This is a genomic window from Corynebacterium sp. NML130628, from assembly GCF_001875665.1.
Lineage (GTDB): Bacteria > Actinomycetota > Actinomycetes > Mycobacteriales > Mycobacteriaceae > Corynebacterium.
The window spans coordinates 1-23780 of the sequence record NZ_MLAL01000019.1 but is presented as its reverse complement, the minus strand read 5'-3'; the positions used below and the strand labels follow the sequence as shown (position 1 = coordinate 23780).

The following is a 23780-nucleotide window of genomic DNA, read 5'->3' as shown; positions in this document are numbered from 1 at the left end:
GCGAAGCGGGCGTCATCAAGCAAAGCGGGCCTCCGAATTGGACTGCGCAGACAGTGGCGGGAACAATGGGGGCACTATGAATCCACATCTGAGCATCGGCGGCCTGGAACTGGGCTCCCCCGTTCTCCTCGCGCCGATGGCGGGCGTGACCAACATGCCGTTCCGCGTGCTGTGCCGCGAGATCGAGCAGGAGCTCACCGGCACCACTTCAGGCCTCTACGTCTGCGAGATGATCACCGCCCGCGCCATGGTCGAACGCAACGAGAAGACGCTCAGGATGATCAGCTTCGCCGATGTAGAGGAGCCGCGCTCGATGCAGCTCTACACCGTGGACCCCGCCTACACCTACGAGGCGGTGCGCATGATCGTCGAGGAGGACATCGCCGACCACGTGGACATGAACTTCGGCTGCCCGGTGCCCAAGGTAACCCGGCGCGGCGGCGGCTCCGCCATCCCGTACAAGCGCAGACTGTACGGCAACATCGTGGCCGCGGCTGTCCGCGCGGCAGAAGGTTCGGGGGTGCCGATTACGGTGAAGTTCCGCATCGGGATTGACGACGACCACCACACGCACATGGACGCTGGCCGGATCGCCGCCGAGGAAGGGGCGGCGGCCGTTGCACTGCACGCGCGCACTGCTGCGGAGCGCTACTCCGGGGCGGCGCACTGGGACGAGATTGCTCGACTGGTGGAGCACATGCGTGGCACGGGACTACCGGTCATCGGCAATGGGGACATCTTCGCTGCGAAGGATGCTAGCGACATGATGGAGCAGACTGGCTGCCACGGCGTGGAGGTCGGTCGCGGGTGCCTGGGCAGGCCGTGGCTATTCGCCCAGATTGGCGCGCAACTACGCGGCGAGCCGATCCCTCCGGAGCCGACGCTTGGGCGTGTCAGTGGCATCATCGCACGCCACGCGGAGCTGCTCGCGGGGCACGTCGGTGAGCAGCAGGCCTGCCGCGACATCCGCAAGCACACCGGCTGGTACCTGCGTGGATTCCCGGTTGGCGGCGAGTTCCGCAAGGACCTGGCTCGGGTGGAAACGCTCGCCCAGCTGGGCGAACTGCTGGCGACCATTGCGGACTCCGAGGAGCTTGCCGAACACGCTGACGACGCCCGCGGCCGCCAAGGGTCCTCCTCCAAAGTGGCCCTGCCCGAAGGTTGGCTCGACGATCCGGAGGACGCCACCGTGCCGGAGGGCGCCGAGATCGAAAACAACGGTGGCTAGGCCGTTCCGTTATACCTATTATTATGGCGGACATGCGTACCGCTTACCGTGAACACCTCGAAGCTTTCAACCGCGACCTGCTGCAGATGTGCGACACCGTGCGAGAGGTCATGCAGCTGGCCTCCACCGCGCTGCTGGAGCAATCACTTGAGGACGCCGAGCATGCTCTCAACGCGTCCGACCCGCTCAAAGAGCTCACGCTGCGCAGCGAGGAGCGCAGTATGAGTTTGCTCGCGCTGGAGAACCCGGTGGCGGGGGACCTGCGCCAGGTATTGTCCTCGATCTACATCGTGGAGAACTTCTCACGGATGGGGGCGATGGCGAAGCACATCGCGAAGTTGGCGCGGCTGCGCCACCCCTACCCAGTACTGCCGAACACGGAGCACGCACCGATCGCGGAGATGGCCGCCCGTGTCGACGAGATGGTCAACATCACGCACGATCTGCTGCTTGACCCGGACCCGGACGTCGCCGTGGAGCTCAACGCGATCGACGAAGGGGTCGACGACCTCCACGACTACCTCAACGCCATCACGACCTCTGACTCCTGGGAGCACTCTGCGCGAGAGGCCGTCGACGTGGCGCTCGTCTCCCGCTACTATGAGCGCTACGCGGACCGCTGCGTCAACGTCGCCGGCCGCGTCGTATTCCTAGTCACGGGCCTCAACCCGAAGGAGTACATGAAGCAGCGCGACGAGGACGCGTTTGACCGCCACTCGAAGCTGGCCGCAATCGAGCGGCGGTTCAGGAGTCAACGTCGGACTGCGAGTACACGACGTGGCGCTCAGCGACAGTGAAGCCGAGTTCCTCGTAGCGCTTGACCGCCGGGGCGTTGTCCGCCTCCACGTACAGGATCACGGCTGGGCTGCCCTGCTCCGCGAGGTGGGTAAGCCCCAGCTCCATCAGCACACCGCCCAAGCCGTGACCACGGAAGGCATCGGCCAGACCGACGACGTAGACCTCCCCCGTGCCGTCCGGGTGGCGCTTCGTCCAGTGGAAGCCCGCGAGCTCCTCGCCCCTGTACAGGAACCACACACCTGCCGGGTCAAACCAATCGGCCTCCATCGCGCGATGGAGACGCTCCACATCCCAGCCGCCCTGCTCCGGGTGCCAGGAAAACGCCTGGTTATTCGCCTCGAGCCACAGCTTTTCGACGGCCTCACTGCCCCACTTCGCGCTCGCCTCGGTGAGGTTGTACGCCTCATACCCCTCGGGCAGCTCCACGGGTTCAGCGCGCACCTCATCGAGCCGCATCACGAGCAGTTCACGTACCGCGTGCAGCTCGAGCAGCAGCGCGACCTCGTGGGCGTCGGGCAGGTTGCCGTGGGCCCACAGGCCCGCGGCCGGGTTGTGGGCGAAGGTGGCGTCGACAAGGCTGCGGCCCATCCCCTGCCCGCGCGACTGCGGGTCCACCGCGAGCTCCGCCGAACCGTCCGGGGCGAAGCCGACTACACCCACAACGTCGTCGCCCTGTTGGACCACCAGGTGGTTGTGTCCGAGGCGGGCGTCGTGAAGCCCGTGGAGGAACTGCTCGGAAAAGGCGTCGATGCCGTCGTAATCCGCGACGCGCCGCAGCATCGCCTCGACCTGTTTGGCTGTCTCCGGGTGATCGGGCAGCGTGAGCGGGTGGGGGTGAAAGCGAGTGTTCGTCATGCCCCCAGGCTAGCGCGTGTGTACAACTAGAGACGTGAAGAAACGGTCGATCGCCTTTGGGCTCGCTGCGGTGCTGCTTGTCGGCGGTACCGCTGACACGATGTTTGCCTCCGGCGTGGAGCGCACACTGTCGAGGCAGGCCGCGCAGCTCAACGGGCTGGAAGTCGCCCCCGACGCCTACATCTCCGGCTTCCCGGTTGCGCTTGCCTCGCTGACGGGCACCATCTCGCGAGTGAGCCTGCACTCGGTGGACGTTCCGGTGGCAGGCGTCGGCGTGGGCAACGCCGGGGTCGAGCTGATCAACTTGGAACTGCCCGCGAACGCGGGGCAACGCCTGCGCCGCGCGGATATCACCGGCGCGCAGGCCGACGTTGTGCGCCGCAAGGTACGCCTCGACGGCGTCGCATTCGGCCAGCTCCTCGGCATGACCGACCTCGACATCGCGCACCCCTATGACATCTCCCCTTCCGGCGGCACCGCGAGCGAAGCGCGCATGACCGGCACCGTCCCCGGCACCGACACCCCGACCACTGTGATCGTCACCCTGCGGCTCGAGGGCCCCACATTCCGCATGCGGCCCAGCCAGCTTATCGACGTCCCCTCCGAACTCACCGACCGCGTCCTCGACGCATACACCCTGGACAGGGACACCCGCGATCTGCCATTAGGCGGCCAGGCCGACAACGTGCAGCTCTCCGGAGGTTCCATCGAGTTTTCCCGCGACCGCATCAACACCGTCGTGGAAGCCGCCGACCTCGCACCGCTGGTGTAGAACGCTTCCACCCCAGACGTTGTAGCCTGGTACGCATGAGTGAAAAGCTAAACGGAAACGAAGCAGTCAACCTTGCCGCCGAGCAGTCGAAGGCGACCGCGCACCGCAATATCCCCGCCCTCGGGTTCGATGAGATACCGCTCCCAGCGGACACCGCGAACCTGCGCGAAGGCCCCAACCTCCACGACGGCCTCTTAGCGCTCCTGCCGCTGGTCGGCGTGTGGCACGGCGAGGGCCAAGCCAACGATAACGGCGACGAATACGCCTTCGGGCAGCAGCTGGTCATCTCCCACGACGGCGAAAACTACCTGCGCTTCGAGTCCCGCATCTGGCGCCTGGACGAAGACGGTAAGCCAACCGGCGCCGATCAGCGCGAGGTCGGGTTCTGGCGCATTTCCCTGAAGGACGAAATCGAGGTCACCCTCACCAACTCCCGCGGGCTCACCGAGATCATGTACGGCACACTGCTCAACGAACGTGCATGGCAGCTGACCAGCGCATCCACCATCGTTACGGAAACCGGCCCTGAGAGCCACGGCCCGGGCAAGCGCGTCTACGGCCTGATGCCGAATAACAACCTCGGCTGGGTGGACGAACGCGCCGTCGACGGCGAAATGGTCCCCTACATGTCCGCAGAGCTCAAGCGCGTCGCCGGCTAAGCGCGCCGCACGCTCCTCGCCTAGCTACAGGCCAAGGCTCGCATCAAGCGACTCCTGCACCAGCTCCTGGATCTCCCAAGCGTTCTCGGGGGCCGGGAGCTTTTTGCCATTCAGGCGCTTGACCCGCGTCGCCATCCTTGTGGAGCTCAGCAGCCACACCGACTCAGCCTTAAACAGCTCACTGAGGTAGATGTCTTTCTGCTTGCACTTCCAGCCACGCTCAGATGCGTACTCGAACAGTGCGGCCTGCGTCGTGCCTGGCAGGATGCCCGGCCCCGGCTTCGGCGTGCGGATCCGCCCACCCTTCTTCACAACAATCACCGTCGAGTTCGCGCCCTCCAGCACGCGCTCGGTAGTGGGGTCGATGTAGATCACGTCGTCGTGCCCGTGGCTCTTCGCCCAACGCAGCGCCGCCATGTTCGCCGCATAGTTCAACGTCTTCGCCCCGACCTGCATCCACGGCACCGCATGCTCCCCGGTGTCCAGCGAGTAGCCACGAGACGTCGTCATTACTGACACCCCGCTCTTGCGCTGCTTCAACGCAGTCTCGTCGATGGGGCGCACCGTCAACCACGCCGTGGGCACACCGGTGGTTTCGCGGCCGCGCGTCATCGTCCACACGCAACGCGCATCGACGTCCTCCGGCTCGCTGCCACGCTCACGCACATAGTCGGCCACGGCCTCGTTCGTCGCCTTCACCCAATGGTCCACCCCCGGGTCCGGCAAGTCGAGTGTGCGGGCGCTGCGCCGGAAGCGCGCAACGTGGGCCTCCAGATTGGCGGGCACCCCCTTCCGAATCAGGATGGTCTCGAAGATGCCGTCGCCACGCGTGACGGCGGCATCGTCCCAAAACACGTGCGGCATGCTGGCGTTTTGACGTCGAATAGAACCGCCGAACGGTTCCACGAGATAGATCACTGGAGCTGGTAACAAGTGCGACGAACCCATGCGTTCATAGTATCCCGGTACGATGGTGGATGTGTTGAACTCTTCTCCACTTTTGCAACGGCCCGGCGCCGCGGAGTTTCCAGGCGAAACGCCACTCGACGCGAAAGGGGTTGCCTGGCATTACGGGGAGCCACTCGGCGAACAGCGCGCCATGGACACCCAGCCCGTCATCATCGACCGCTCACAGCGCCGCATCGCCGCAGTCACGGGGCCCGACGCACCAGAGTTCTTAAACAACCTCCTCTCACAAAAACTTGACGACGCCCCCTCCGGCTTCGCCGCCTCCGCCCTCGACCTTGACGCCCAGGGCCGGATCCTCCACCACGCGGACGTCTTCTACGACGGCACGACGTTCTACCTCGACCTGCCAGCCGCACAGTACGAAACCTTCACCGCATTCCTGCGCAAGATGGTGTTCTGGTCCGACGTCACCATCACCGACACTGACCTGGCAATCCTCACACTCATCGGCCCAACCGGCGCCACGGAGACACTCGCATCAGTCGAGGGGGCGACGTTTTCCAGGCAAGTGTCCCCGTGGACTGACCACGAGCGTTTCGACATTGCGGTTGAGCGCGACCGGCTCGAAGAGGTCGTCGATACGCTGGTGGAACGCGGGGGCGTGCTCGGCGGGCTCATGGCGTTTACCGCTGAACGCGTGCGGGCCGGCGAGCCCGAGCTCGGCGCAGACTGCGACGAAAAAACCATCCCGCACGAAGCCCCGCGCTTGATCAATCGCGGCGACCGAATCGCCGCCGTCCACCTGGAAAAGGGCTGCTACCGCGGGCAAGAAACCGTAGCCCGCGTAGAAAACATTGGCCGCTCCCCCCGCCTGATGGTCATGCTGCAACTCGACGGCTCAGCACCCGTTGAACCCAAAACGGGCGCAACCATCCGGGCAGGCGGACGCGCGGTTGGCACCCTGGGCACCGTCGTCCACGACGCCGACTACGGCCCCATCGCGCTCGCCCGCCTGAAACGGTCCGCGCTCAACGCCGGCACCGACGTCGACCTTGACATCGACGGTGTCGCCGCCCGCATCGACCCCGACTCCCTCCCCACCGATGAAGGCGAGAAAGCCGGACGAAAGGCACAGCAACGGCTGCGTGGCAACTAGGGACCGAATTTGAGGTCGGCTTGGGGGTTTGCCGGGCAAAACACACAGGTCACCCCGTGGAGGGGAATTTTTGGGACGTTCGCGCTATTATGTCCTACAGGACAATTAACGAATCGAAAAGCATGAGGCCGCTCCCTGCCCGGGAGCCGCCCAGAAGAACCACCTCAAGGGGGTCACGCAATGGGTCGCGGACGCGCCAAAGCAAAGCAGACCAAGGTTGCTCGCCAACTGAAGTACAACTCTCCCGAAATGGACCTCGAGTCGCTCCAACGCGAGCTCGCAGGCAAAGCTCCGAAGAAGAGCTGGGAAGATACCGACGACTATGAGGTAGATGACCAGTACGCCGATTACGCCGACTGGGATGCATACGGCACCTCAGGCCGCTAAACGTCCAACACTGACAAAGAACACCTGCTGCCCACACGGGCCGCGGGTGTTCTTTTGGTGCCCTCATAACCTTTAGGGGCACTCGCACCAAATCCCTTCCCGCTGAACTCACGACCAGGCGAAACGCCGGGCGGCAGTGTCGGAAAGTGGGAATTTGGTGCGTAGGCTGAGCGCTAAGACACCAAATTCCTTCTCAAGCAAGTGTCGACCTGGGTTTTTGCAAATCTCGCTCGTTGAAATTCGGGAATTTGGTGCGCGGTTCCCTAGGAGTGCGCCCCACGAAGTACCGCGCGGGCATCTTCGCCAGCCTCGGCGGCTCGGACCTCGCCGAGTACCCAGCTGTCGATGCCGCGATCCTTCAACAAGGCCAACGCCTGGTCACGGTCCTCCGGCACCACGACGGCAACCATCCCGATGCCCATGTTGAAGGTCTTCTCCATCTCCTCGACGGGGACGTCGCCGACGGATTGGATGGTTTGGAAGATTGGGCCTGGGGTCCAGGTGGCGCGGTCCATGTCGGCAACGAGGCCTTCAGGGATGATGCGCTCCATGTTGCCCGCCAAGCCGCCGCCGGTGACATGGCAGAAGGTTCGCACGTCGAACTCCTTGGCAAGCGCCAAGCAGTCGAGGGCGTAGATCTTGGTTGGCTCGAGGAGCTCCTCGCCGAGAGTGCGGCCGAGGGCGTCGATGTGGCCGTCGAGGGGCAGCCCGGCGCGCTCGAGCAGCACGTAGCGGGCCAGGGAGTAGCCGTTAGAGTGCAGGCCGGAGGACGCCATGGCGATGATGGTGTCGCCTTCGTGGACCTTGTCTGGGCCGAGGAGTTCGGAGGCTTCGACGACGCCGATGGCGGTGGCGGAGACGTCGTAGTCGTCGACGTTCATCACGCCTGGGTGTTCAGCGGTCTCGCCGCCGAGCAGCGCGCAGCCCGCCTGGACGCAGCCTTCGGCGATACCGGAGACAATGTCGGCGATCTTCTCGGGGACGACCTTGCCGATCGCGATGTAGTCCTGCAGGAAGAGTGGTTCGGCACCGCAGACGACGAGGTCGTCGACACACATGGCGACCAGGTCGATACCGATGGTGTCGTGCTTATCCATCGCCTGTGCAACGGCCAGCTTAGTGCCGACGCCGTCGGACCCGGCGGCGAGCAGCGGCTCCTTGTACTTACCCAGGGCGAAGAGGCCGGCGAAGCCGCCAATGCCGCCCTGGACTTCGGGGCGGGTGGCGCGCTTCGCCAAAGGCGCGAGCAGTTCGACGGCCTTGTCGCCGGCTTCGATGGAGACGCCAGCGGCCTCGTAGGACACGGCCGAGTCGGCGGCTGGGGTGGTGTGGTCGGTCATGATGCGTTTTCACCTTTCTGGAGACGACGAACAAGATCTGCGTTGTGGTTGCCCTCCGGGAGCCCGAGTGGGTATTCGCCGGTGAAGCAGGCCGCGCAGAGGTTGGATGCTGGCTGGTTGGTGGAGGCGATCATGTCCTCGGTGGTGACGAACGCCAGGGAGTCCGCACCCACCATGGTCCTGATGGACTCGGCGACGACTTCTTCGTTGCCGCCGCGCCCGTGGTTGGCGATGAGCTCGCCGGGGCTGGCGAAGTCGATGCCGTAGAAGCACGGCCACTTCACCGGTGGTGAAGCGATGCGCACGTGTACTTCGGCGGCGCCGGCTTCGCGCAGCATCCGGATCAGTTTGCGCTGGGTGTTGCCGCGCACGATGGAGTCGTCGACAACGACGAGCTTCTTGCCCTCGATGACTTCGCGCACCGGGTTCAGCTTCAGGCGCAGGCCGAGCTGGCGCAGCGTGTCGGAGGGTTGGATGAAGGTGCGGCCGACGTAGGCGTTCTTCATCATGCCCTGCTTGAACGGGATGCCGGATTCCTCGGCGTAGCCGATGGCGGCCGGGGTGCCGGACTCTGGGACCGGCATGACCAGGTCGGCGTCGACGGGTGCGACGCGGGCCAGGCGGCGCCCGATGTCGATGCGGGCGCTGTTGACGGATTGGCCGTCGACAACTGAGTCGGGGCGAGCGACGTAGACGTACTCGAACACGCAGTGCGCGTGTGGTGCGTCGGCGAAGCGTTCGGAGTGGACGCCGGTCTCGTCGATGGCGATGAGCTCGCCTGGTTCGATGTCCCGGACGAAGGAAGCACCCACGATGTCGAGGGCGCACGTTTCGGATGCGACGACCCAGCCGCGCTCCAGGCGGCCGAGACACAGTGGGCGCACGCCATGTGGGTCGCGGGCCGCGTAGAGGGTCTTGCCGTCAGTCACCATGAAGCAGAACGCCCCCTTGACGCGCGGCAGGAGCTGACGCGCGGAGTCCAGGAGGGTGACGTCGTCGCGGATGGCGTCGGCGAGCAGGGCGGAGACGACCGCGGTGTCGGAGGAGGAGCCTTGGCCCTCGACCCCGTCGGCCGGGATGAGCTTGCGCTCGACGGCCTCGCGCTGCAGCTCCACGTAGTTGGTCAGGTTGCCGTTGTGCGCCAGCGCGACATCGGTGCCGTTGGGGCTGACGCGGTACATCGGCTGCACGTTGTCCCACGAGTTGTTCCCCGCCGTGGAGTAACGGGTGTGGCCAATGGCGACGTCGCCCTGCAGCGCGCCGAGCGTCGGCTCGTCAAAGATTTGGCTCACCAGTCCGATGTCTTTGAACACTACCACCTGTTCGTGGTCGCCCACAGCGATGCCCGCACCTTCCTGGCCGCGGTGCTGGAGGGCAAATAGTCCGAAATATGTCAGTTTTGATACGTCTTCACCGGGCGCCCAAACGCCGAACACACCGCATTCTTCGCGTGGCGTGTCATCCCCGATGTATTCCTCTTCGGTTCGCACGAGCTCTACTCTAACGAACGCTTAGGGGTGAAGGGGGAGAACGGGCAGCCCTTTTTGGACTTCGTGGGCCCGGGAGCCGGAGGCGTCGATACGCCCGGCGCGTACTTCTTCCTCGAAAGTGGCCAGGCCTGTGGCGATTCGCAGCCAGGTGGCTGGGTCCATTTCGACGACGTTGGGCGGAGTGCCACGGGTGTGGCGGGGTCCTTCGACGCATTGCACGGCAACAAACGGGGGTATTCGCAGCTCTACCGTATGCCCAGGCATTTCGTGTGCGAGGGTGCGGGCGGTGCGCCGCACGGCGTCGGCAAGCAGGGCCCTGCCGGGTGTGTCGACGCCCTCTTCGTCCAACAGCCAGTCCTTGATAGCCAGGACGGCCGCTCGTGTCGCTGCTGGGTCAACCTCTGTCTTCTTCTGTGCCTTCCTCTGTGCCATGGATTTCATATTATGCTGTGGTGCCATGAAGTCTCCTTCCATCACGCTGCGTTTCATGGCGGCTCCTACAGATGTTCTCCACGCGGGCGCCCAGGGTGTCTCCGGTGGCCGTGTGTTGCAGTGGATCGACAAGGCGGCATATGCGTGTGCCGCGCAGTGGTCGTCGACTTACTGCGTGACCGCCTACGTCGGCCACATCCACTTCACCCGGCCGATTCCGTCGGGCCACATTGTGGAGGTCCGCTCCCGGATCGCGATGACCGGCCGTTCTTCGATGCACATCGTCAACGAGGTGCTTTCGGCGGACCCACGCGAAGGCATCTTTACCCGCGCATGCGACTGCCTGGTTGTTTTCGTCGCGATGGACTCCAACGGGCGTCCAACCCCGGTGCCTACGCTCACGCCGAAGGACGACGAGGAGCGCCGCGTGGAGGCCGCCGCGATCTCCCGCATCGACCTCCGCAAGGCCATCGAGGCGTCCATGCTGGAACAGACCTACACCGACGACGCCACCGCCCCGCGCACCATCCACCGATTCCTGGCGAAGCCGACCGACATCAACTGGGGTGGCGACGTCCACGGTGGCACCGCCATGGAGTGGATCGACGAGGCGGGCATGGCCTGCACTATGGAGTGGTCCGGGGAGCGCACCGCCGCGGTGTACGCGGGCGGCATCCGCTTCTACAAGCCAATCCACATCGGTGACCTCATCGAGGTGGAGGCACGCCTGACCAGGACGGATTCCCGTTCGATGCACACTTCGATCTTTATCCGCTCCGGGGATCCGCGCGGCGGGCGCGACTCGCTCCAGAACGCGATTCACGCCACGGTGACCTACATCGGCATCGACATTGACGGCAACCCGCTTCCCGCGCGCAAGTTCACCCCAGTCACGGACGAGGACAAGCGCCTCTGGGAGCACACGCAGACGCTCAAGGACTTGCGCGCGCAGTACGAGCCGGAGCCGCTGGTGCGCTTGGACGATGCGCAGCAGCGCGTCGACTAGTGGCGGCTGTGTTAGCGCTGAGGCGAACCGTCGCGACGCTGGCCGCTGGGGCCTGCCTCGCGAGTTCGATGGCGGGCTGCGCCGCGCCCCAAACGAAAACGTCCACCGTGCTGCAGTTCCGCCAATCTGCCGCCGTCACGCTCACTGGCGATAAGGGAGGGGCGTACCACTTCCGGGCACGCGTGGCGAACCCCCGGGTCATCTCAGGCAAAGAGGCACGCCGCCGCGTCGGCAACTACACCAACGCCGACACCGCACTCGCCGACGTGACCCAGGTGCGCTGCTTCGACATCAGCTACGTCTACACTGGCAACACCGCAGGCGACAGCCCCGACGAAGCCGTGCGCAGCCCCGACATCACCATCGTCGGCGAAGGCAACGTGGCGGCGAACCGCATACGCAACTTCGCCACCCAGCTCTGTGGCACCGTAGAGCTCCCCGGCCTACCACGAAGCCCACAGGACCTGGTCCCCAACCAGACCTACAACCAGACCTTCGTCAGCTTCTCCGTCGACGACGCCTCCCAGCCCGGTGTTGAGGCGACGGGCCTGCGCATGGAAACGCCGCCAGGCACCGTGATGACCTGGCGGCATAACCTCTAAATCGCGCTCTTTACAGCGCGGCGTTCGGGGCCGTCGCGTTGCCGAACAGCGCAGGCAACGTATTCGCCCACGCATCAGCCAACGCGGCGACCATGACGGAGTGCTCACCGAAGGTGATGCGGCCGTCGCCGGTCGTCGTACCCAGCACGTGCGCCGGGACCCCGGTGGCGTTTGCGCGCTCGATGGTGGCGTCGACAAGCGATGGGTCCACCGCGACGAGCACGCGGGAGGCGGACTCGGAGAACAGCGCAGTGAACGCGTCCTCGTGGACCGCCGAAAGATCCAGCTCAGCGCCCTTACCGGAGCCGAGCAGCATCTCAAAGACCGCCTGCGACAAGCCGCCTTCGGAAAGGTCGTGCGCAGCACGGATGTCGTTGTTCGCGTGCAGCAGCTGCCCGATGCGCTCCTCGTTCGCGAGGTCCACCTGCGGCGGCAAGCCACTCAACCCCTGGCCGGAGATGTCCTGCCACACCGAACCACCGAACTCGGCCTTCGTATCACCGAGCACGAGCAGAGCCTGCTGGCCCTCGCCCTTCGGCAAGCGGTGCGGGATAGCGGCGTTGACATCCTCGATCACGCCGAGCACGCCCACGACTGGGGTCGGCAGGATCGGGGTTTCGCCGGTCTGGTTGTAGAAGGAGACGTTGCCGCCGGAAACCGGAATCTCCATCTCGGCTGCGCCATCAGCGAGGCCGTGGACGGCTTCGCGGAACTGCCACATCACGTCAGGGTTCTCAGGGGAACCGAAGTTGAGGCAGTTCGTCACCGCGACCGGCTTCGCGCCGGTGACCACGACGTTGCGGTAGGCCTCCGCAAGCGCGAGACGCACGCCCATGTTCGGGTCAAGGTAGGTGTAACGGCCGGACGCGTCCGTGGAAATAGCCACGCCGCGCGAGGTCTCCTCGTTGATGCGCAGTACGCCCGAATCCGAGTACTGTGCCTGCACGGTGTTGCCACGCACGTAGCGGTCATACTGCTGGGTGATGAAGTCACGCGAGCACAGCGCCGAGGAGGCAACCATCTTCAGCCAGGTGCCTTCCAGATCCTCCGAGGTGTCGACGTCCGTCTTCGCCTGCACGCCGTCAAGCCACTCGGGACGTGCGTACGGGCGGTCGTAGACCGGGCCCTCGTCGATCGATGACGGCGGTGCGTCCAGCACCAGTTCTCCCTTGTGGTAGACGAGGTAACGGTCCTTTTCGTCGGTGACCTCGCCAATCACGGCCGCGCCAACCTCCCACTTCGCGCAGATCTCCATGAAACGATCCACATTCTCCGGGGTGACCACGGCACACATGCGCTCCTGGGACTCGGAGGCGAGGATCTCGGCCGCGCTCATGTTTTCTGCGCGCAGCGGCACGTTGTCCAGGTTGACGGTCATGCCGCCGTCACCCGCCGCCGCCAGCTCGGAGGTGGCACACGCGAGGCCACCGCCACCGAGGTCCTGAATACCGACGACGACGCCGGCCTTGTACAACTCAAGGCAGCACTCGATGAGCACCTTCTCCGCGAACGGGTCGCCCACCTGGACTGCTGGCAGCTTGCGCTCCTCGCCTTCCTCGAACGTCGCGGACCCCAGCACCGACACACCGCCGATGCCGTCGAGACCCGTGCGGGAGCCGAAGAGCACCACCTTGTTGCCCATTCCGGAAGCGAACGCCAGCTTCAGGTCCTCCACCTTCAACGTGCCCACGCACAGCGCGTTCACCAGCGGGTTACCCGCGTACGCCTCGTCGAAGACGGTCTCGCCACCAATGTTCGGCAGGCCAAGCGAGTTGCCGTAGCCACCAACACCGTGCACCACGCCTGGCAGGACACGCTTAGTGTCCGGCGCGTCGGCGGGGCCGAAGCGCAGCTGGTCCATCACCGCGATCGGGCGCGCGCCCATCGCCATGATGTCACGCACGATGCCGCCCACGCCGGTCGCGGCACCCTGGTAGGGCTCCACGAAGGATGGGTGGTTGTGGCTCTCCACACGGAAGGTCACCGCGTCGCCGTCACCGATGTCGACGACGCCCGCGTTCTCGCCGATACCGGCCAGAATCTTCGACGCCATCTCCTCCGTCATCGTCTCCCCGAAGTAGCGCAGGTGCACCTTGGAGGACTTGTACGAGCAGTGCTCCGACCACATGACGGAGTACACCGTCAGCTCCGCATCCGTCGGGCGTCGGCCGAGGATGTGCTTGATCTTTTCGTACTCGTCGGTCTTCAGGCCGAGCTCCGCGTAGGGCTGCTCCAGATCAGGAGTCTTCGCGGCGTGCTCCACCGTATCGTTGTGTACAGTCATTGTTTTCCCTACGCTCCGATCGAAGAAATAGCGGACAAGAACAACCCGAGCCCGTCCGTCGACGGCCCCGTAAGCGCCTCAATCGCGTGCTCCGGGTGCGGCATGAGCCCAACGATGCGACCGTTTTCGCTCGTGACACCAGCAATGGCGTTGATGGAGCCGTTGAAGTTATCCGTGTAGCGGAACACCACGCGGCCTTCCTTCTCCAGCTGCTCGATGGTCTCAGCGGACGCCTGGAAGCGGCCTTCGCCGTGCTTCGCCGGCACGAGGATCTTGTCGCCCTCGTTGAAGCTGGAGGTCCACGCGGTCTCCGCGTTGGCCACCTCAAGGTAGGTATCCACGCAGTGGAAGTTCAGGTGCTGGTTGCGGGTCAGTGCGCCCGGCAGCAGGCCGGCCTCAGTGAGGATCTGGAAACCGTTGCAGATGCCGAGCACCGGCATCCCCTTCTTCGCGGCCTCCACCACAGCACCCATCATCGGGGCCTGCGCGGCGATAGCTCCGGAACGCAAATAGTCCCCGTAGGAGAACCCACCGGGGACCACGACAGCGTCAACACCCGTCAAATCATCATCAGCATGCCACAGCGACTTCGGCTGCGCCCCGGCGACGCGGACGGCACGCAACGCATCGACATCGTCGAGCGTGCCTGGGAACGTGATTACACCGATGGTTGCCGTCATCGAACAACCTCGAAGTCTTCAATCACCATATTCGCCAGGAGGGTTTCGGCGACGCGCTTGAGCTCATCGTCGGACACGGTGTCGTCGACTTCGATTTCAAAACGCTTCCCTTGACGCACATCTTCGACACCGTTCACCCCGATTCTGCCCAGCGCGCGCAGGACAGCTTGGCCCTGCGGATCCAAAATTTCAGCCTTCGGCATGACATTTACCACGACTTTTGCCATGAGAATCCTTCGTATCTCGGAGGTCATTACGACGAAGACAGTATAACGAACGGATTCCCCCCGCGGGAGCCCTTTCTTACGCGGCGGTTAGACGGTGCAAGCCCCCGAGTGCACCAGCGTCCAGGCGTACTCGAACGCGGTCTGCTTCCACTTCTCGTAACGGCCAGACACACCGCCGTGCCCGGCGGACATCTCCGTTTTAAGCAAAATCTCCCCGCCCGTGGCAACCTCACGCAGCTTCGCCACCCACTTCGCGGGCTCCACGTAGAGCACGCGCGTATCGTTCAGGCTGGTCACCGCCAGAATATCCGGGTAGCGCTGGGCGGAAATATTCTCGTACGGGGCGTAGGAGGCCATGTAGTCGTAGACCTCCGGGTCGTGGTACGGGTCGCCCCACTCCTCCCACTCCACCACAGTCAGTGGCAGCTCCGGCATGAGGATCGAGGTCAGTGGGTCCACGAACGGCACGATCGCCTGAATGCCCGCGAATTTTTCCGGCGCCATGTTCGCTATCGCGCCCATCAACATCCCACCCGCCGAGCCGCCCTCGGCCACGAGTGTGCCGTAGGAGCTCACCCCTGCACGCACGAGCTCGTCGGCGCACGCGATGAAGTCGGTGAACGTGTTCTTCTTCGTCAGCATCTTGCCGTTGTCGTACCAGCCGCGGCCCATCTCGCCGCCACCGCGCACGTGCGCGCACGCCCACACCATGCCGCGGTCCAGCAGCGACAGCCGCGCCACGGAAAAACCAGGGTCCACGGAGGACTCGTAGGAACCGTAGGCGTAGAGCAGCGTCGGGTGCGTCTGGCTCATGTCCAGATCAGCGCGGTGCACCACGGAAATCGGTACTTGGGTACCGTCGTCGGCGGTGGCCCACATACGGCTGGCGACGTACTCGGTGGCATCGTAGCCCCCAAGTACCTCCTGCTGCTTCAGCAAGGTGAGGCCGCGGGTAGACACCCGGTAGTCGAACAGCTGGGCAGGTTGCGTAAAGGAGGTGTACGTCAGCCGCACCACCGGCGCGTCCCACTCAGGGTTGCCGCCCAACCCGACGGTGTAGAGCTCCTCCTCGAATTCGAGCTCGCGCAGCGCGCCGAAGCTGTCCCCCTCCACAGGTGCTACCGCAAGCCTGCTGATGCCCCCGGAGCGGTAGGCACAAAACAGGAAGTCCCGATACGTATCGACGCCCTCTACGCGCACATCCGCGCTGTGCTCCACGAGCGTCTCCAGTTCTGTGAGCGGCACCCGCGCATCCACCGGGCAGGTACCCACGGCGAAGTTCGGTCCGGTCGCGTTGTGCGTGATCACCCAGTACCCGCGCCCGGCGAGCTCCGCGTAGTCCAAGTCGTACTCCACGCCTTCCTCGCGTGGCCACAGCACCTCGAAGTCAGCGGTCGGTGTCTCCAGGGGCACCGCGCGCCACTCACTGGTCAGCTTCGAGCTCGCCACGATGTACAGGAACTGCTCTGCGCGGTCTCCGCCGACGCCAAGGTTGAAGCGCTCGTCGTCCTCCTGGTAGACCAGCACGTCTTCCGACGCCGCCGTTCCCACCTCGTGGCGCCACACCTGGTGGGGACGCCAGGCGTCGTCAACGCGCAGGTAAAACAGGTACTGCTCCCCCGCCCACGTCGCGCCGTAGAAGGCGCCCTCGATGGTGTCCGGTAGCAGCTCGCCGGTTTCCAGGTCCTTGATGCGCAGGTCGAAACGTTCGTCGCCGGAGGTGTCCGTCGAAAAGGCGAGCAAACGCCCAGACGTGGACACTGCGGACGCGCCGAGCGAGAAGAACTCATGGCCCTCGGCCATCTCATTGAGGTCAAGCAGCACCTGCTCCCCCGGCAGCGGAGAGCCGTCCTCCGGCAACGTCGGCGGCGTCCACGGGTCGTCGCTGACGCGCACGCGACAAGACACGCCGTAGCTCTTGCCCTCGATGGTGCGGCCGTAGTACCACCAGTCGCCGTTGCGCTGCGGCACGGACATGTCAGTCTCCTTGATGCGAGACTTCATCTCCTGGTACACCTGCTCCGCGAGCGGGGCAAACGGGGCGGTCACCTCTGCGGTATAGGCGTTCTCCGCCTCCAGATAGGCAATGGTCTCCGGGGACTGCTTATCCCGGAGCCACTCATAATTATCGACGAACTCGCGCCCATGAAACACGCGAGTCGTAGGGTGTTGTGCTGCCACTGGCGGTTGCGCGCTGAAATTCGTCATAGGCGACGAGTCTACGCGCAACCTCGCACCTTAGGCACGCGCCCCCGGCCAGTCACCGAACTTCTCACCGCTGAGGCGCTCGTATGCCTCGATGTAGCGGTCACGAGTCGCCTCCACCACAGAACCCGGCAGCTCCGGCGGCTGCGTGTTCTCCGCCGGGTCCCAGCCGGACTTCGGTCCGGTCAACCAATTGCGCACGTACTGCTTATCGAAGCTCGGCTGCACCTTGCCTTCCTCGTACGTATCCGCCGGCCAGTAGCGGGACGAATCAGGCGTGAGCACCTCATCCGCCAGCACCAGGTTGCCCTCCTCGTCGAGGCCAAACTCAAGCTTCGTGTCCGCCAGGATGATGCCCTTGGTCTCCGCGTACTCAGCGGCCCTCGTGTACACCTCCAGGGTAAGGTCGCGCAGCTGGGCGGCGAGTTTCGCGCCCACCTTCTCCTCCACGTACTCGAACGTAACGTTCTCGTCGTGATCGCCCTGCGCAGCCTTCGTCGCCGGGGTGAAAATCGGCTCCGGCAGCTTCGAGGCCTCAACCAGGCCCTCGGGAAGTTTCACGCCGCACACCATGCCGGTGCGGTCGTACTCCTTCTTGCCCGAACCGGTCAAGTAGCCGCGAGCAACGCACTCGAACGGAATCATCTTCAGCTTCTTCACCACGTACGAGCGGCCAAGGACATCCTCGGGAATCCGAGGATCATCAATCGGACCCGCCAGGTGATTACGCACACCCGAAAGCAGGTCGAAGAAGAACATGGACGTGGCAGTCAGAATCCGACCCTTGTCCGGGATCGCCGGCTCCAGCGAAAAGTCGAACGCCGAAATGCGGTCGGACGCCACCATCAATAACGTTTCGTCATCCACCTCGTAAATCTCGCGGACTTTGCCGCCAGCCAGGTGGGTATAGTCAGAAAGCTCTGGACGCATGGACATAAAGGTTACAGAATCTCCCCTGGTTTGTACGCCGCGGCGTCCGGGTGGGCGTCGATAAGCTGTTGGATACGAGCACACACGTTGCTGACCTGCGACTCCGCCGAGCCGATGAACGCGTGACGGTCAGCCAGCGCGTCCTCCAGCTGCTCTTTGTCGAGCGGAAGACGCTCATCAGCGGCGAGGCGCTCAATGAGGTTTTGTTCAGCGCCATTTTCGCGCATATCAAGCGCCATCGCAACCGCGTGCTCCTTGATAATCTCGTGCGCCGTCTCACGGCCCACACCAGCGCGGACCGACGCCATCAAAATCCTCGTCGTGGCCAAGAACGGCAAGTAACGGTCCAGCTCACGGTTGAGCATCGCCGGGAACGCACCGAACTCATCCAGCACAGTGAGAAATGTCTCAAACTGGCCGTCGATCGCAAAGAAGGCGTCTGGAAGCGCCACGCGACGCACCACCGAGCAGAACACGTCGCCCTCGTTCCACTGCTGCCCTGCAAGGTCAGCGACCATGGTGAGGTAGCCGCGCAGAATGACCTGGAAGCCACCGACGCGCTCGCAGGAACGCGCGTTCATCTTGTGTGGCATCGCAGAAGAGCCGACCTGGCCCTCCTTGAAGCCCTCCGTGACCGTCTCGTTGCCGGCCATCAGGCGGATCGTGGTCGCAAGCGACGACGGCCCCGCACCCAGCTGCACGATCGCCGAGATAGCGTCGAAATCCAGGGAACGCGGGTAGACCTGGCCAACCGAGTCAAAGGTGCGCTCGAAGCCCAGGTGGCGCGCCACCGAGTGCTCCAGCTGGCGCAGCTTCGCCTCGTCGCCCCCCATCAGGTCGAGCATGTCCTGCGCTGTGCCCATCGGGCCCTTGATGCCTCGCAGCGGGTAGGACTTCAGCAGCGTCTCGATGCGCTCAACCGCCACCAGCATCTCATCCGCCGCCGACGCAAAGCGCTTACCCAGCGTCGTGGCCTGCGCCGCCACATTGTGCGAACGCCCCGCCATCACCAACGTGGAGTACTGATCCGCCCGATTCCCGATCGCCTTGAGCACCGCAACGGACTTGTCGCGAATCAGCTCCAGCGAACGGTAAATCTGCAACTGCTCGACGTTCTCCGTCAAGTCACGGCTGGTCATCCCCTTATGGATGTGCTCGTGACCCGCAAGCGCATTGAACTCCTCAATGCGCGCCTTCACGTCATGTCGCGTGACCTTCTCACGCTCAGCGATAGAGGCCAGGTCCACCTTGTCGACGACCGCTTCGTACGCAGCGATCGCCTCCTCGGGGATCTCGACCCCCAGCTCACGCTGCGCCTTCATCACGGCGATCCAGAGCTGACGCTCCAGAATGATCTTGTGTTCTGCGCTCCACAGCGTCGCCATCTCCGGCGACGCGTAGCGGTTCGACAGGACGTTGCTATTGTTCGGTTTCAACAGTTTCTCAGCCACGACGCTGATTATCGCACAACGCCCCGACACGCGCGCTAGATACGGATTTCTCCTTCAATCGCGCGACGCCCAATGTCCTTGCGGTAGAAGGAACCCTTAAGGGAAATCTGCTCAATCGCCTGGTAGGCAGCGTCCACCGCATCCTGCAGCGTTGCGCCCTTGCCCAGCACGTTGAGCACACGCCCACCAGCCGAGACGTACTCCCCGTCCTTGGTAGCGGTACCCGCGTGCAGCACCACATCAGGGTTGTCCAAGTCGGCGCCCGTAATGACGTCGCCGGTCTTCGGGTGCTCCGGGTAATCCTTCGCCGCCAGCACCACCGTCGCCGCGTAGCCCTCCTCCCACTCCAACGGCGGCAGCGTATCGAGGCTGCCCGTGGCCACGGCGTAGAGGACGTCGACAAGCGGGGTGCGCAGCAGGTTGAGCACCGGCTGGGTCTCCGGATCGCCGAAGCGCGCGTTGAACTCCACCACCGCCGGGCCCTCCGGCCCCCACGCCGCGCCGACGTACAACAGGCCCTGGTACGGGATACCGCGAGAGACCATCTCACGCGCGACCGGGCGCGCAATCTCGTCCACGATGCGCTCGACGCCGCCCTCCGGTAGCCAAGGAAGCGGCGTGTACGCGCCCATCCCGCCCGTATTCGGCCCCTCATCATTGTCGTAGGCGCGCTTGTGGTCCTGCGCCGGCAGCAACGGCACCACGGTCTCGCCGTCCACCAGGCAGAACAACGACACCTCAGGCCCCTCGAGGAAAGACTCGAACAACACGGGGTTGCCGGCCTCAATCACTGCGCGAGCATGCGCGCGAGCCTCGGCCGCATCAAGCGTGACGACGACCCCCTTGCCGCCAGCCAGCCCATCATCTTTGACCACGTAGTGCGGGCCGAACGCGTCAAGTGCGTCGTCGATCTCCTCGATGCGCTCCACGCGCTGCGCCCGGGCCGTCGCCACTCCGGCGGCCGCCATGACGTCCTTCGCGAACGCCTTCGACCCCTCAAGCTGTGCCGCGGCCTTCGTCGGGCCAAACACCGGGAAGTCCGCCGCCTGCAACGCGTCAACCGCCCCCGCGACCAACGGCACCTCAGGGCCAATCACAACAAGCTCCGCTTCAACGTCCTTCGCAAGTTCGACGATCGCCTCCGGCGAAGCGACGTCGACACCCCTCACCTGAGCAAGTGGTGCCATGCCGGCGTTTCCCGGCGCGACAGTGAGCTCATGTCCTGCAAAACCTTTCAACAGGGCGTGTTCGCGGCCGCCCGAACCGATAACAAGGATGCGCATGCCCACTAACTTACCGGTAACCTAGGCGCTATGAGCACTGTGTTTACAAAGATTATTCAAGGTGAAATTCCAGGCCGCTTCGTGTACAAGGACGAGGACGTCGCCGCGTTCCTCACCATCGAGCCGATCGCGTACGGTCACACGCTGGTCGTTCCCGTCAAAGAGATCGATAAGTGGACCGACATTGAGCCCGCGCTGTGGGCAAAAATGAACGACGTTGCCCAGCGAGTAGGCAACGCCATCATCGAAGTGTTCGGGAGCCAACGCGCCGGCTACCTCATCGCCGGTTTCGAAGTGCCACACGCCCACATCCATGTCTTCCCCGCCAACGACATGTCCGGCTACGACCTGTCCACCGTGATGAAGATGGACGAAACCGACCCGGCCAAGATGGACGAAGCCGTGGAGAAGCTGCGCGCAGCACTCGAAGCTTAAAGCTTCTGCGCCTTTTCCATCGGGAGGGAAATGGTGAACGTGGAGCCCTCTCCCGGCGCGCTTTTCACCGTGATGGTGCCGTCGTGCTGCTCGATGAGGGACTTCGCAATCGCCAGCCCCAGCCCAGAACCACCGCCGGAAGCGCGGTTCCTGGAGTTGTCCGCGCGGTAGAACCGCTCGAAAATGTGCTCCGCGTCCTTCTCTTCCATACCGCAGCCGTCGTCAATGACTTCGATGATGATGCGGTCCAAGTTCTCCCGCAACGCCACCGTGACCGACGCATCCTTACCCGCGTGCTTGAACGCGTTCACGATCAGGTTCAACAACACCTGGTGCAGCCGCGACGGGTCACCATCGACCGTCGGCACGCAGGAGGCATTGTTCTCGATCGTGAGCGAACGCTCCGGGAACGCCGCGTGCGCGGAACTGACCGCCGACGTGACCATCTCCAGCACATCCACCTGGCGCTTATCCAGGCGGGTGCCCTCCGCACGAGTCAACGCGAGGAGGTCCTCCACCAGCAACTGCATCCTGGCGGACTCCTCCTCAATCTTGCCGATGACCATGTCCGCATCCGGCGCCATCCCCTTGCGGTAGAGCTCCGCATACCCACGCACACTCGTCAGCGGAGTACGCAACTCATGTGACGCGTCGCCGACAAAGCGACGCATCTGTTCCTCCTTCAGCTGCGCGTCCTCCACGGACTCCTGCAGCTGCTGCACCATCGTATTCATCGCGTACGACAACTTGCCGACCTCAGTCTCCCTCGACCACACCGGCACCCGGCGCTTCGTGTCGCCGTCGGCAATTGCAAGCGCAGTATTCTCCACTTCACGCAACGGGGCCAACGCCTTACGAATATAGGTGCGCCCCGCGAACGCAATCCCCAGCACGGCAATGAGGCCAAACGTCGTCTCGACAAACGCCAACCACCCCAACACGCGCTGCTCAGAATCAAGCTGCTTCGCCACATACTTCACGTTATGGTCAGGCGTCTCGCGTGACATCGCACGCCACTTCACACCCGGCGTCTCACCTATCGACGGCACCGTGTACGCCTTATTCGGCTGCCGCACCCTCGACAGATCCGGTGGACTATCCTCATACACTGGACTCCACGACGTCTGGAACTGCGGATACCACGTCTCCTGATAAAAATCGCTCGGCGCACCCGACGACGGCACCCACGTCACCTGACCAACCCAAGTGTCCAGCCCCTCGCTGAGCTGGTCGTCGACACGCTGATACAAAATGCTGCGCATGAAGATGTACACCGCCGAGAAACTCACCACCAACGCCAGCGTGGCAATCGCCAACACCAGCGTCACCAGCTGCTTCTGCAGCGGCTTATTCCTCGAGTACGCAAGAGCATGAAGACGACGCCTACTCATCGCTCACCTACGCCTTACTTGCGAGGCGTACGCAGCACATAGCCAACGCCACGCACCGTATGAATCAACGGCACATCGCCGTTATCCACCTTGCGCCGCAAATACGAAATGTACGACTCAACCACATTGCCGTCGCCGCCAAAATCGTAGTGCCACACGTTATCCAGAATCTTCGCCTTCGACAGCACCACCTCAGCATTCAGCATCAGGTAGCGCAGCAAGTTGAACTCCGTCGGCGACAACTCAATGATCTCGCCAGCCTTCGTCACCTCGTGCGTCTCATCATTCAACGTCAGATCGGCGTAACGCAGCGTCGTATCCTCATCCGCGTCCTCCGTCACCTTGCCGCGACGCAAAATCACACGCAGACGAGTAATAACCTCCTCCAAGGAGAACGGCTTCGTCACATAATCATCGGCACCAATAGTCAGGCCGTGGATCCGGTCCTCCACCGCATCCTTCGCGGTCAGGAACAACACCGGGCCATCAATGCCCTCGGCACGCAGCTTGCCTAACAACTCAAAGCCGTCCATCCCCGGCATCATCACATCAAGAATGAACGCGTCCGGCCGGAAGTCCTTCACCTTCTCCAGTGCCTCCTGACCGGAACCCGCACTCTCGACCTCAAAGCCCTGGAACTTCAAAGAAACCGTCAACAACTCAACGATATTCGGCTCATCATCTACAACGAGCACCTTCACAGGCTTCGTAGCCTCAGACATGTACAGTTCACTCCTTCATAGACCAGGGCATTCCACGCTTCCTCAAACTTCTCTCGGAAAACGCGTCGGCGCCACGAGTGGCTTCCAAGCCCGCGAACATAACTGTCTCTATCTAACGCCGTTTCCCTGAACGTTGCCTGTACGACCCCTGCATGTGGGTGGACAATACGGGAACAGTCCGCCGGGAGGGCGCGGTTCCATTCCGTTTTGTTCTCGTTTTTGTTCTCGTTTTTGCTCCGGTCGACCTCTTACGGTCGACCAACGCAGGTCACGGCGTTTTCGGGCATTTCGGTGCGTCTTTGCCGATTTCGCGCTGACCAGGGTTGGTCGACCGGAGCAGGTCGACCGGAGCTGCCTGGCCGGGGCTTGCCAGGTGCACTCAGGTGCGCTCAGTGACAAAAGACGCAGCACACCCTAGGTGGCAGGCTGGTTGTGAGCGCCGAACCGAAGGAGGTCCCCGCCCATGTCCCCGCACGATATTCCCCCGCTGATACCAAACCCACCCGAGAGGGATTGGGCACACTACAACACCAACCCC

At 63.9% G+C, this 23780-nt stretch carries 23 protein-coding genes; 9 read left to right on the top strand and 14 right to left on the bottom strand.

Annotated features, from left to right (window positions below):
- The first annotated feature begins 76 nt into the window (after window positions 1–76).
- On the top strand, window positions 77–1228 hold the full coding sequence (gene dusB, locus BJP07_RS05935) for a tRNA dihydrouridine synthase DusB (RefSeq protein WP_071566592.1): 1152 nt from the start codon (window positions 77–79) through the stop codon (window positions 1226–1228).
- A 32-nt stretch (window positions 1229–1260) separates the two neighbouring features.
- Window positions 1261–2025 (top strand): PhoU domain-containing protein, encoded by a 765-nt coding sequence (locus BJP07_RS05930; protein ID WP_071566601.1) that lies wholly within the window; start codon window positions 1261–1263, stop codon window positions 2023–2025.
- Here BJP07_RS05930 and mshD read toward each other — a convergent pair.
- The gene (gene mshD / locus BJP07_RS05925; RefSeq protein WP_071566591.1) at window positions 1973–2881 is read right to left on the bottom strand and encodes a mycothiol synthase; all 909 of its coding nucleotides are present in this window, start codon (window positions 2879–2881) and stop codon (window positions 1973–1975) included. The two genes, BJP07_RS05930 and mshD, sit on opposite strands and share 53 nt — an antisense overlap.
- Before the next feature lie 34 nt (window positions 2882–2915).
- On the opposite strand from mshD, the gene BJP07_RS05920 reads away from it, so the two are divergent.
- Window positions 2916–3653 carry a DUF2993 domain-containing protein gene (locus tag BJP07_RS05920; protein ID WP_071566590.1) on the top strand — a complete coding sequence of 246 codons (738 nt, stop codon included), beginning with the start codon at window positions 2916–2918 and terminating at the stop codon, window positions 3651–3653.
- Window positions 3654–3688: 35 nt separating this feature from the next.
- Window positions 3689–4312, top strand: a complete 624-nt coding sequence (locus tag BJP07_RS05915; protein ID WP_071566589.1) for an FABP family protein — start codon at window positions 3689–3691, stop codon at window positions 4310–4312.
- A 24-nt stretch (window positions 4313–4336) separates the two neighbouring features.
- Here BJP07_RS05915 and BJP07_RS05910 read toward each other — a convergent pair whose 3' ends face one another.
- Window positions 4337–5260, bottom strand: a complete 924-nt coding sequence (locus BJP07_RS05910; protein ID WP_071566588.1) for an aminodeoxychorismate lyase — start codon at window positions 5258–5260, stop codon at window positions 4337–4339.
- A gap of 31 nt (window positions 5261–5291) precedes the next feature.
- Between BJP07_RS05910 and BJP07_RS05905 the strand changes: the two genes are divergently transcribed.
- Both BJP07_RS05905 and BJP07_RS05900 read left to right on the top strand, forming a co-directional pair.
- Entirely contained in the window at window positions 5292–6377 is a 1086-nt protein-coding gene (locus tag BJP07_RS05905; RefSeq protein ID WP_255365934.1) for a folate-binding protein YgfZ, read from the top strand.
- 180 nt (window positions 6378–6557) lie between these two features.
- Window positions 6558–6764: a DUF3073 domain-containing protein gene (locus BJP07_RS05900; protein WP_071566586.1), complete on the top strand. Its 207-nt coding sequence runs from the start codon at window positions 6558–6560 to the stop codon at window positions 6762–6764.
- A 263-nt stretch (window positions 6765–7027) separates the two neighbouring features.
- Here the strand turns inward: BJP07_RS05900 and purM are convergent, their stop codons facing one another.
- From purM to BJP07_RS05885, 3 genes are read right to left on the bottom strand one after another with little or no spacing between them, the layout of a single operon-like run.
- Window positions 7028–8104, bottom strand: a complete 1077-nt coding sequence (purM, locus tag BJP07_RS05895) for a phosphoribosylformylglycinamidine cyclo-ligase (protein WP_071566585.1) — start codon at window positions 8102–8104, stop codon at window positions 7028–7030.
- Window positions 8101–9594 carry an amidophosphoribosyltransferase gene (gene purF, locus BJP07_RS05890; RefSeq protein ID WP_071566584.1) on the bottom strand — a complete coding sequence of 498 codons (1494 nt, stop codon included), beginning with the start codon at window positions 9592–9594 and terminating at the stop codon, window positions 8101–8103. The genes purM and purF overlap by 4 nt, the downstream gene beginning before the upstream one ends.
- A 21-nt stretch (window positions 9595–9615) precedes the next feature.
- Complete coding sequence (locus BJP07_RS05885; protein ID WP_177222530.1) at window positions 9616–10053, bottom strand: sterol carrier family protein; 438 nt, start codon at window positions 10051–10053, stop codon at window positions 9616–9618.
- On the opposite strand from BJP07_RS05885, the gene BJP07_RS05880 reads away from it, so the two are divergent.
- On the top strand, window positions 10052–11032 hold the full coding sequence (locus tag BJP07_RS05880) for an acyl-CoA thioesterase (RefSeq protein ID WP_369822323.1): 981 nt from the start codon (window positions 10052–10054) through the stop codon (window positions 11030–11032). The genes BJP07_RS05885 and BJP07_RS05880 overlap by 2 nt on opposite strands.
- An 8-nt stretch (window positions 11033–11040) precedes the next feature.
- Window positions 11041–11634 (top strand): hypothetical protein, encoded by a 594-nt coding sequence (locus BJP07_RS05875; protein WP_177222529.1) that lies wholly within the window; start codon window positions 11041–11043, stop codon window positions 11632–11634.
- Window positions 11635–11644: 10 nt separating this feature from the next.
- On the opposite strand, the gene purL is transcribed toward BJP07_RS05875, so the two are convergent.
- The 7 genes from purL to purD form a co-directional block, all read right to left on the bottom strand.
- The gene (purL, locus tag BJP07_RS05870; protein WP_071566580.1) at window positions 11645–13918 is read right to left on the bottom strand and encodes a phosphoribosylformylglycinamidine synthase subunit PurL; all 2274 of its coding nucleotides are present in this window, start codon (window positions 13916–13918) and stop codon (window positions 11645–11647) included.
- Window positions 13919–13926: 8 nt separating this feature from the next.
- Entirely contained in the window at window positions 13927–14598 is a 672-nt protein-coding gene (gene purQ / locus BJP07_RS05865) for a phosphoribosylformylglycinamidine synthase subunit PurQ (RefSeq protein WP_071566579.1), read from the bottom strand.
- Window positions 14595–14825: a phosphoribosylformylglycinamidine synthase subunit PurS gene (gene purS, locus BJP07_RS05860; RefSeq protein WP_070361934.1), complete on the bottom strand. Its 231-nt coding sequence runs from the start codon at window positions 14823–14825 to the stop codon at window positions 14595–14597. Before purS ends, purQ begins: the two co-directional genes overlap by 4 nt.
- 87 nt (window positions 14826–14912) lie before the next feature.
- Window positions 14913–17033 carry a S9 family peptidase gene (locus BJP07_RS05855; RefSeq protein ID WP_071566578.1) on the bottom strand — a complete coding sequence of 707 codons (2121 nt, stop codon included), beginning with the start codon at window positions 17031–17033 and terminating at the stop codon, window positions 14913–14915.
- 30 nt (window positions 17034–17063) lie between these two features.
- Window positions 17064–17960, bottom strand: a complete 897-nt coding sequence (locus BJP07_RS05850; protein ID WP_071566600.1) for a phosphoribosylaminoimidazolesuccinocarboxamide synthase — start codon at window positions 17958–17960, stop codon at window positions 17064–17066.
- An 11-nt stretch (window positions 17961–17971) separates the two neighbouring features.
- Window positions 17972–19420, bottom strand: coding sequence for an adenylosuccinate lyase (purB, locus tag BJP07_RS05845; protein ID WP_071566599.1), 1449 nt, complete (start codon window positions 19418–19420; stop codon window positions 17972–17974).
- Between the two features lie 26 nt (window positions 19421–19446).
- The gene (gene purD / locus BJP07_RS05840; protein ID WP_071566598.1) at window positions 19447–20694 is read right to left on the bottom strand and encodes a phosphoribosylamine--glycine ligase; all 1248 of its coding nucleotides are present in this window, start codon (window positions 20692–20694) and stop codon (window positions 19447–19449) included.
- Window positions 20695–20724: 30 nt separating this feature from the next.
- Between purD and BJP07_RS05835 the strand changes: the two genes are divergently transcribed.
- Window positions 20725–21129, top strand: a complete 405-nt coding sequence (locus BJP07_RS05835; RefSeq protein ID WP_071566577.1) for an HIT family protein — start codon at window positions 20725–20727, stop codon at window positions 21127–21129.
- Here the strand turns inward: BJP07_RS05835 and BJP07_RS05830 are convergent.
- Together BJP07_RS05830 and BJP07_RS05825 are read right to left on the bottom strand one after the other, a co-directional pair.
- Complete coding sequence (locus BJP07_RS05830; protein ID WP_071566576.1) at window positions 21126–22520, bottom strand: cell wall metabolism sensor histidine kinase WalK; 1395 nt, start codon at window positions 22518–22520, stop codon at window positions 21126–21128. The two genes, BJP07_RS05835 and BJP07_RS05830, sit on opposite strands and share 4 nt — an antisense overlap.
- A gap of 14 nt (window positions 22521–22534) precedes the next feature.
- The gene (locus BJP07_RS05825; RefSeq protein WP_071566575.1) at window positions 22535–23242 is read right to left on the bottom strand and encodes a response regulator transcription factor; all 708 of its coding nucleotides are present in this window, start codon (window positions 23240–23242) and stop codon (window positions 22535–22537) included.
- Between the last annotated feature and the right edge of the window lie 538 nt (window positions 23243–23780).

Bases quoted from the DNA above. Each gene is read 5' to 3' on its own strand.
- BJP07_RS05850 (WP_071566600.1), bottom strand. From the start codon at position 17,960: ATGCGTCCAGAGCTTTCTGACTATACCCACCTGGCTGGCGGCAAAGTC.
- purL (WP_071566580.1), bottom strand. From the start codon at position 13,918: ATGACTGTACACAACGATACGGTGGAGCACGCCGCGAAGACTCCTGAT.
- BJP07_RS05885 (WP_177222530.1), bottom strand. From the start codon at position 10,053: ATGGCACCACAGCATAATATGAAATCCATGGCACAGAGGAAGGCACAG.
- BJP07_RS05880 (WP_369822323.1), top strand. From the start codon at position 10,052: ATGAAGTCTCCTTCCATCACGCTGCGTTTCATGGCGGCTCCTACAGAT.
- BJP07_RS05855 (WP_071566578.1), bottom strand. From the start codon at position 17,033: ATGACGAATTTCAGCGCGCAACCGCCAGTGGCAGCACAACACCCTACG.
- BJP07_RS05930 (WP_071566601.1), top strand. From the start codon at position 1,261: ATGCGTACCGCTTACCGTGAACACCTCGAAGCTTTCAACCGCGACCTG.
- purD (WP_071566598.1), bottom strand. From the start codon at position 20,694: ATGCGCATCCTTGTTATCGGTTCGGGCGGCCGCGAACACGCCCTGTTG.
- BJP07_RS05835 (WP_071566577.1), top strand. From the start codon at position 20,725: ATGAGCACTGTGTTTACAAAGATTATTCAAGGTGAAATTCCAGGCCGC.
- mshD (WP_071566591.1), bottom strand. From the start codon at position 2,881: ATGACGAACACTCGCTTTCACCCCCACCCGCTCACGCTGCCCGATCAC.
- BJP07_RS05830 (WP_071566576.1), bottom strand. From the start codon at position 22,520: ATGAGTAGGCGTCGTCTTCATGCTCTTGCGTACTCGAGGAATAAGCCG.
- BJP07_RS05900 (WP_071566586.1), top strand. From the start codon at position 6,558: ATGGGTCGCGGACGCGCCAAAGCAAAGCAGACCAAGGTTGCTCGCCAA.
- BJP07_RS05915 (WP_071566589.1), top strand. From the start codon at position 3,689: ATGAGTGAAAAGCTAAACGGAAACGAAGCAGTCAACCTTGCCGCCGAG.
- purS (WP_070361934.1), bottom strand. From the start codon at position 14,825: ATGGCAAAAGTCGTGGTAAATGTCATGCCGAAGGCTGAAATTTTGGAT.
- BJP07_RS05910 (WP_071566588.1), bottom strand. From the start codon at position 5,260: ATGGGTTCGTCGCACTTGTTACCAGCTCCAGTGATCTATCTCGTGGAA.
- dusB (WP_071566592.1), top strand. From the start codon at position 77: ATGAATCCACATCTGAGCATCGGCGGCCTGGAACTGGGCTCCCCCGTT.
- purQ (WP_071566579.1), bottom strand. From the start codon at position 14,598: ATGACGGCAACCATCGGTGTAATCACGTTCCCAGGCACGCTCGACGAT.
- BJP07_RS05825 (WP_071566575.1), bottom strand. From the start codon at position 23,242: ATGTCTGAGGCTACGAAGCCTGTGAAGGTGCTCGTTGTAGATGATGAG.
- purM (WP_071566585.1), bottom strand. From the start codon at position 8,104: ATGACCGACCACACCACCCCAGCCGCCGACTCGGCCGTGTCCTACGAG.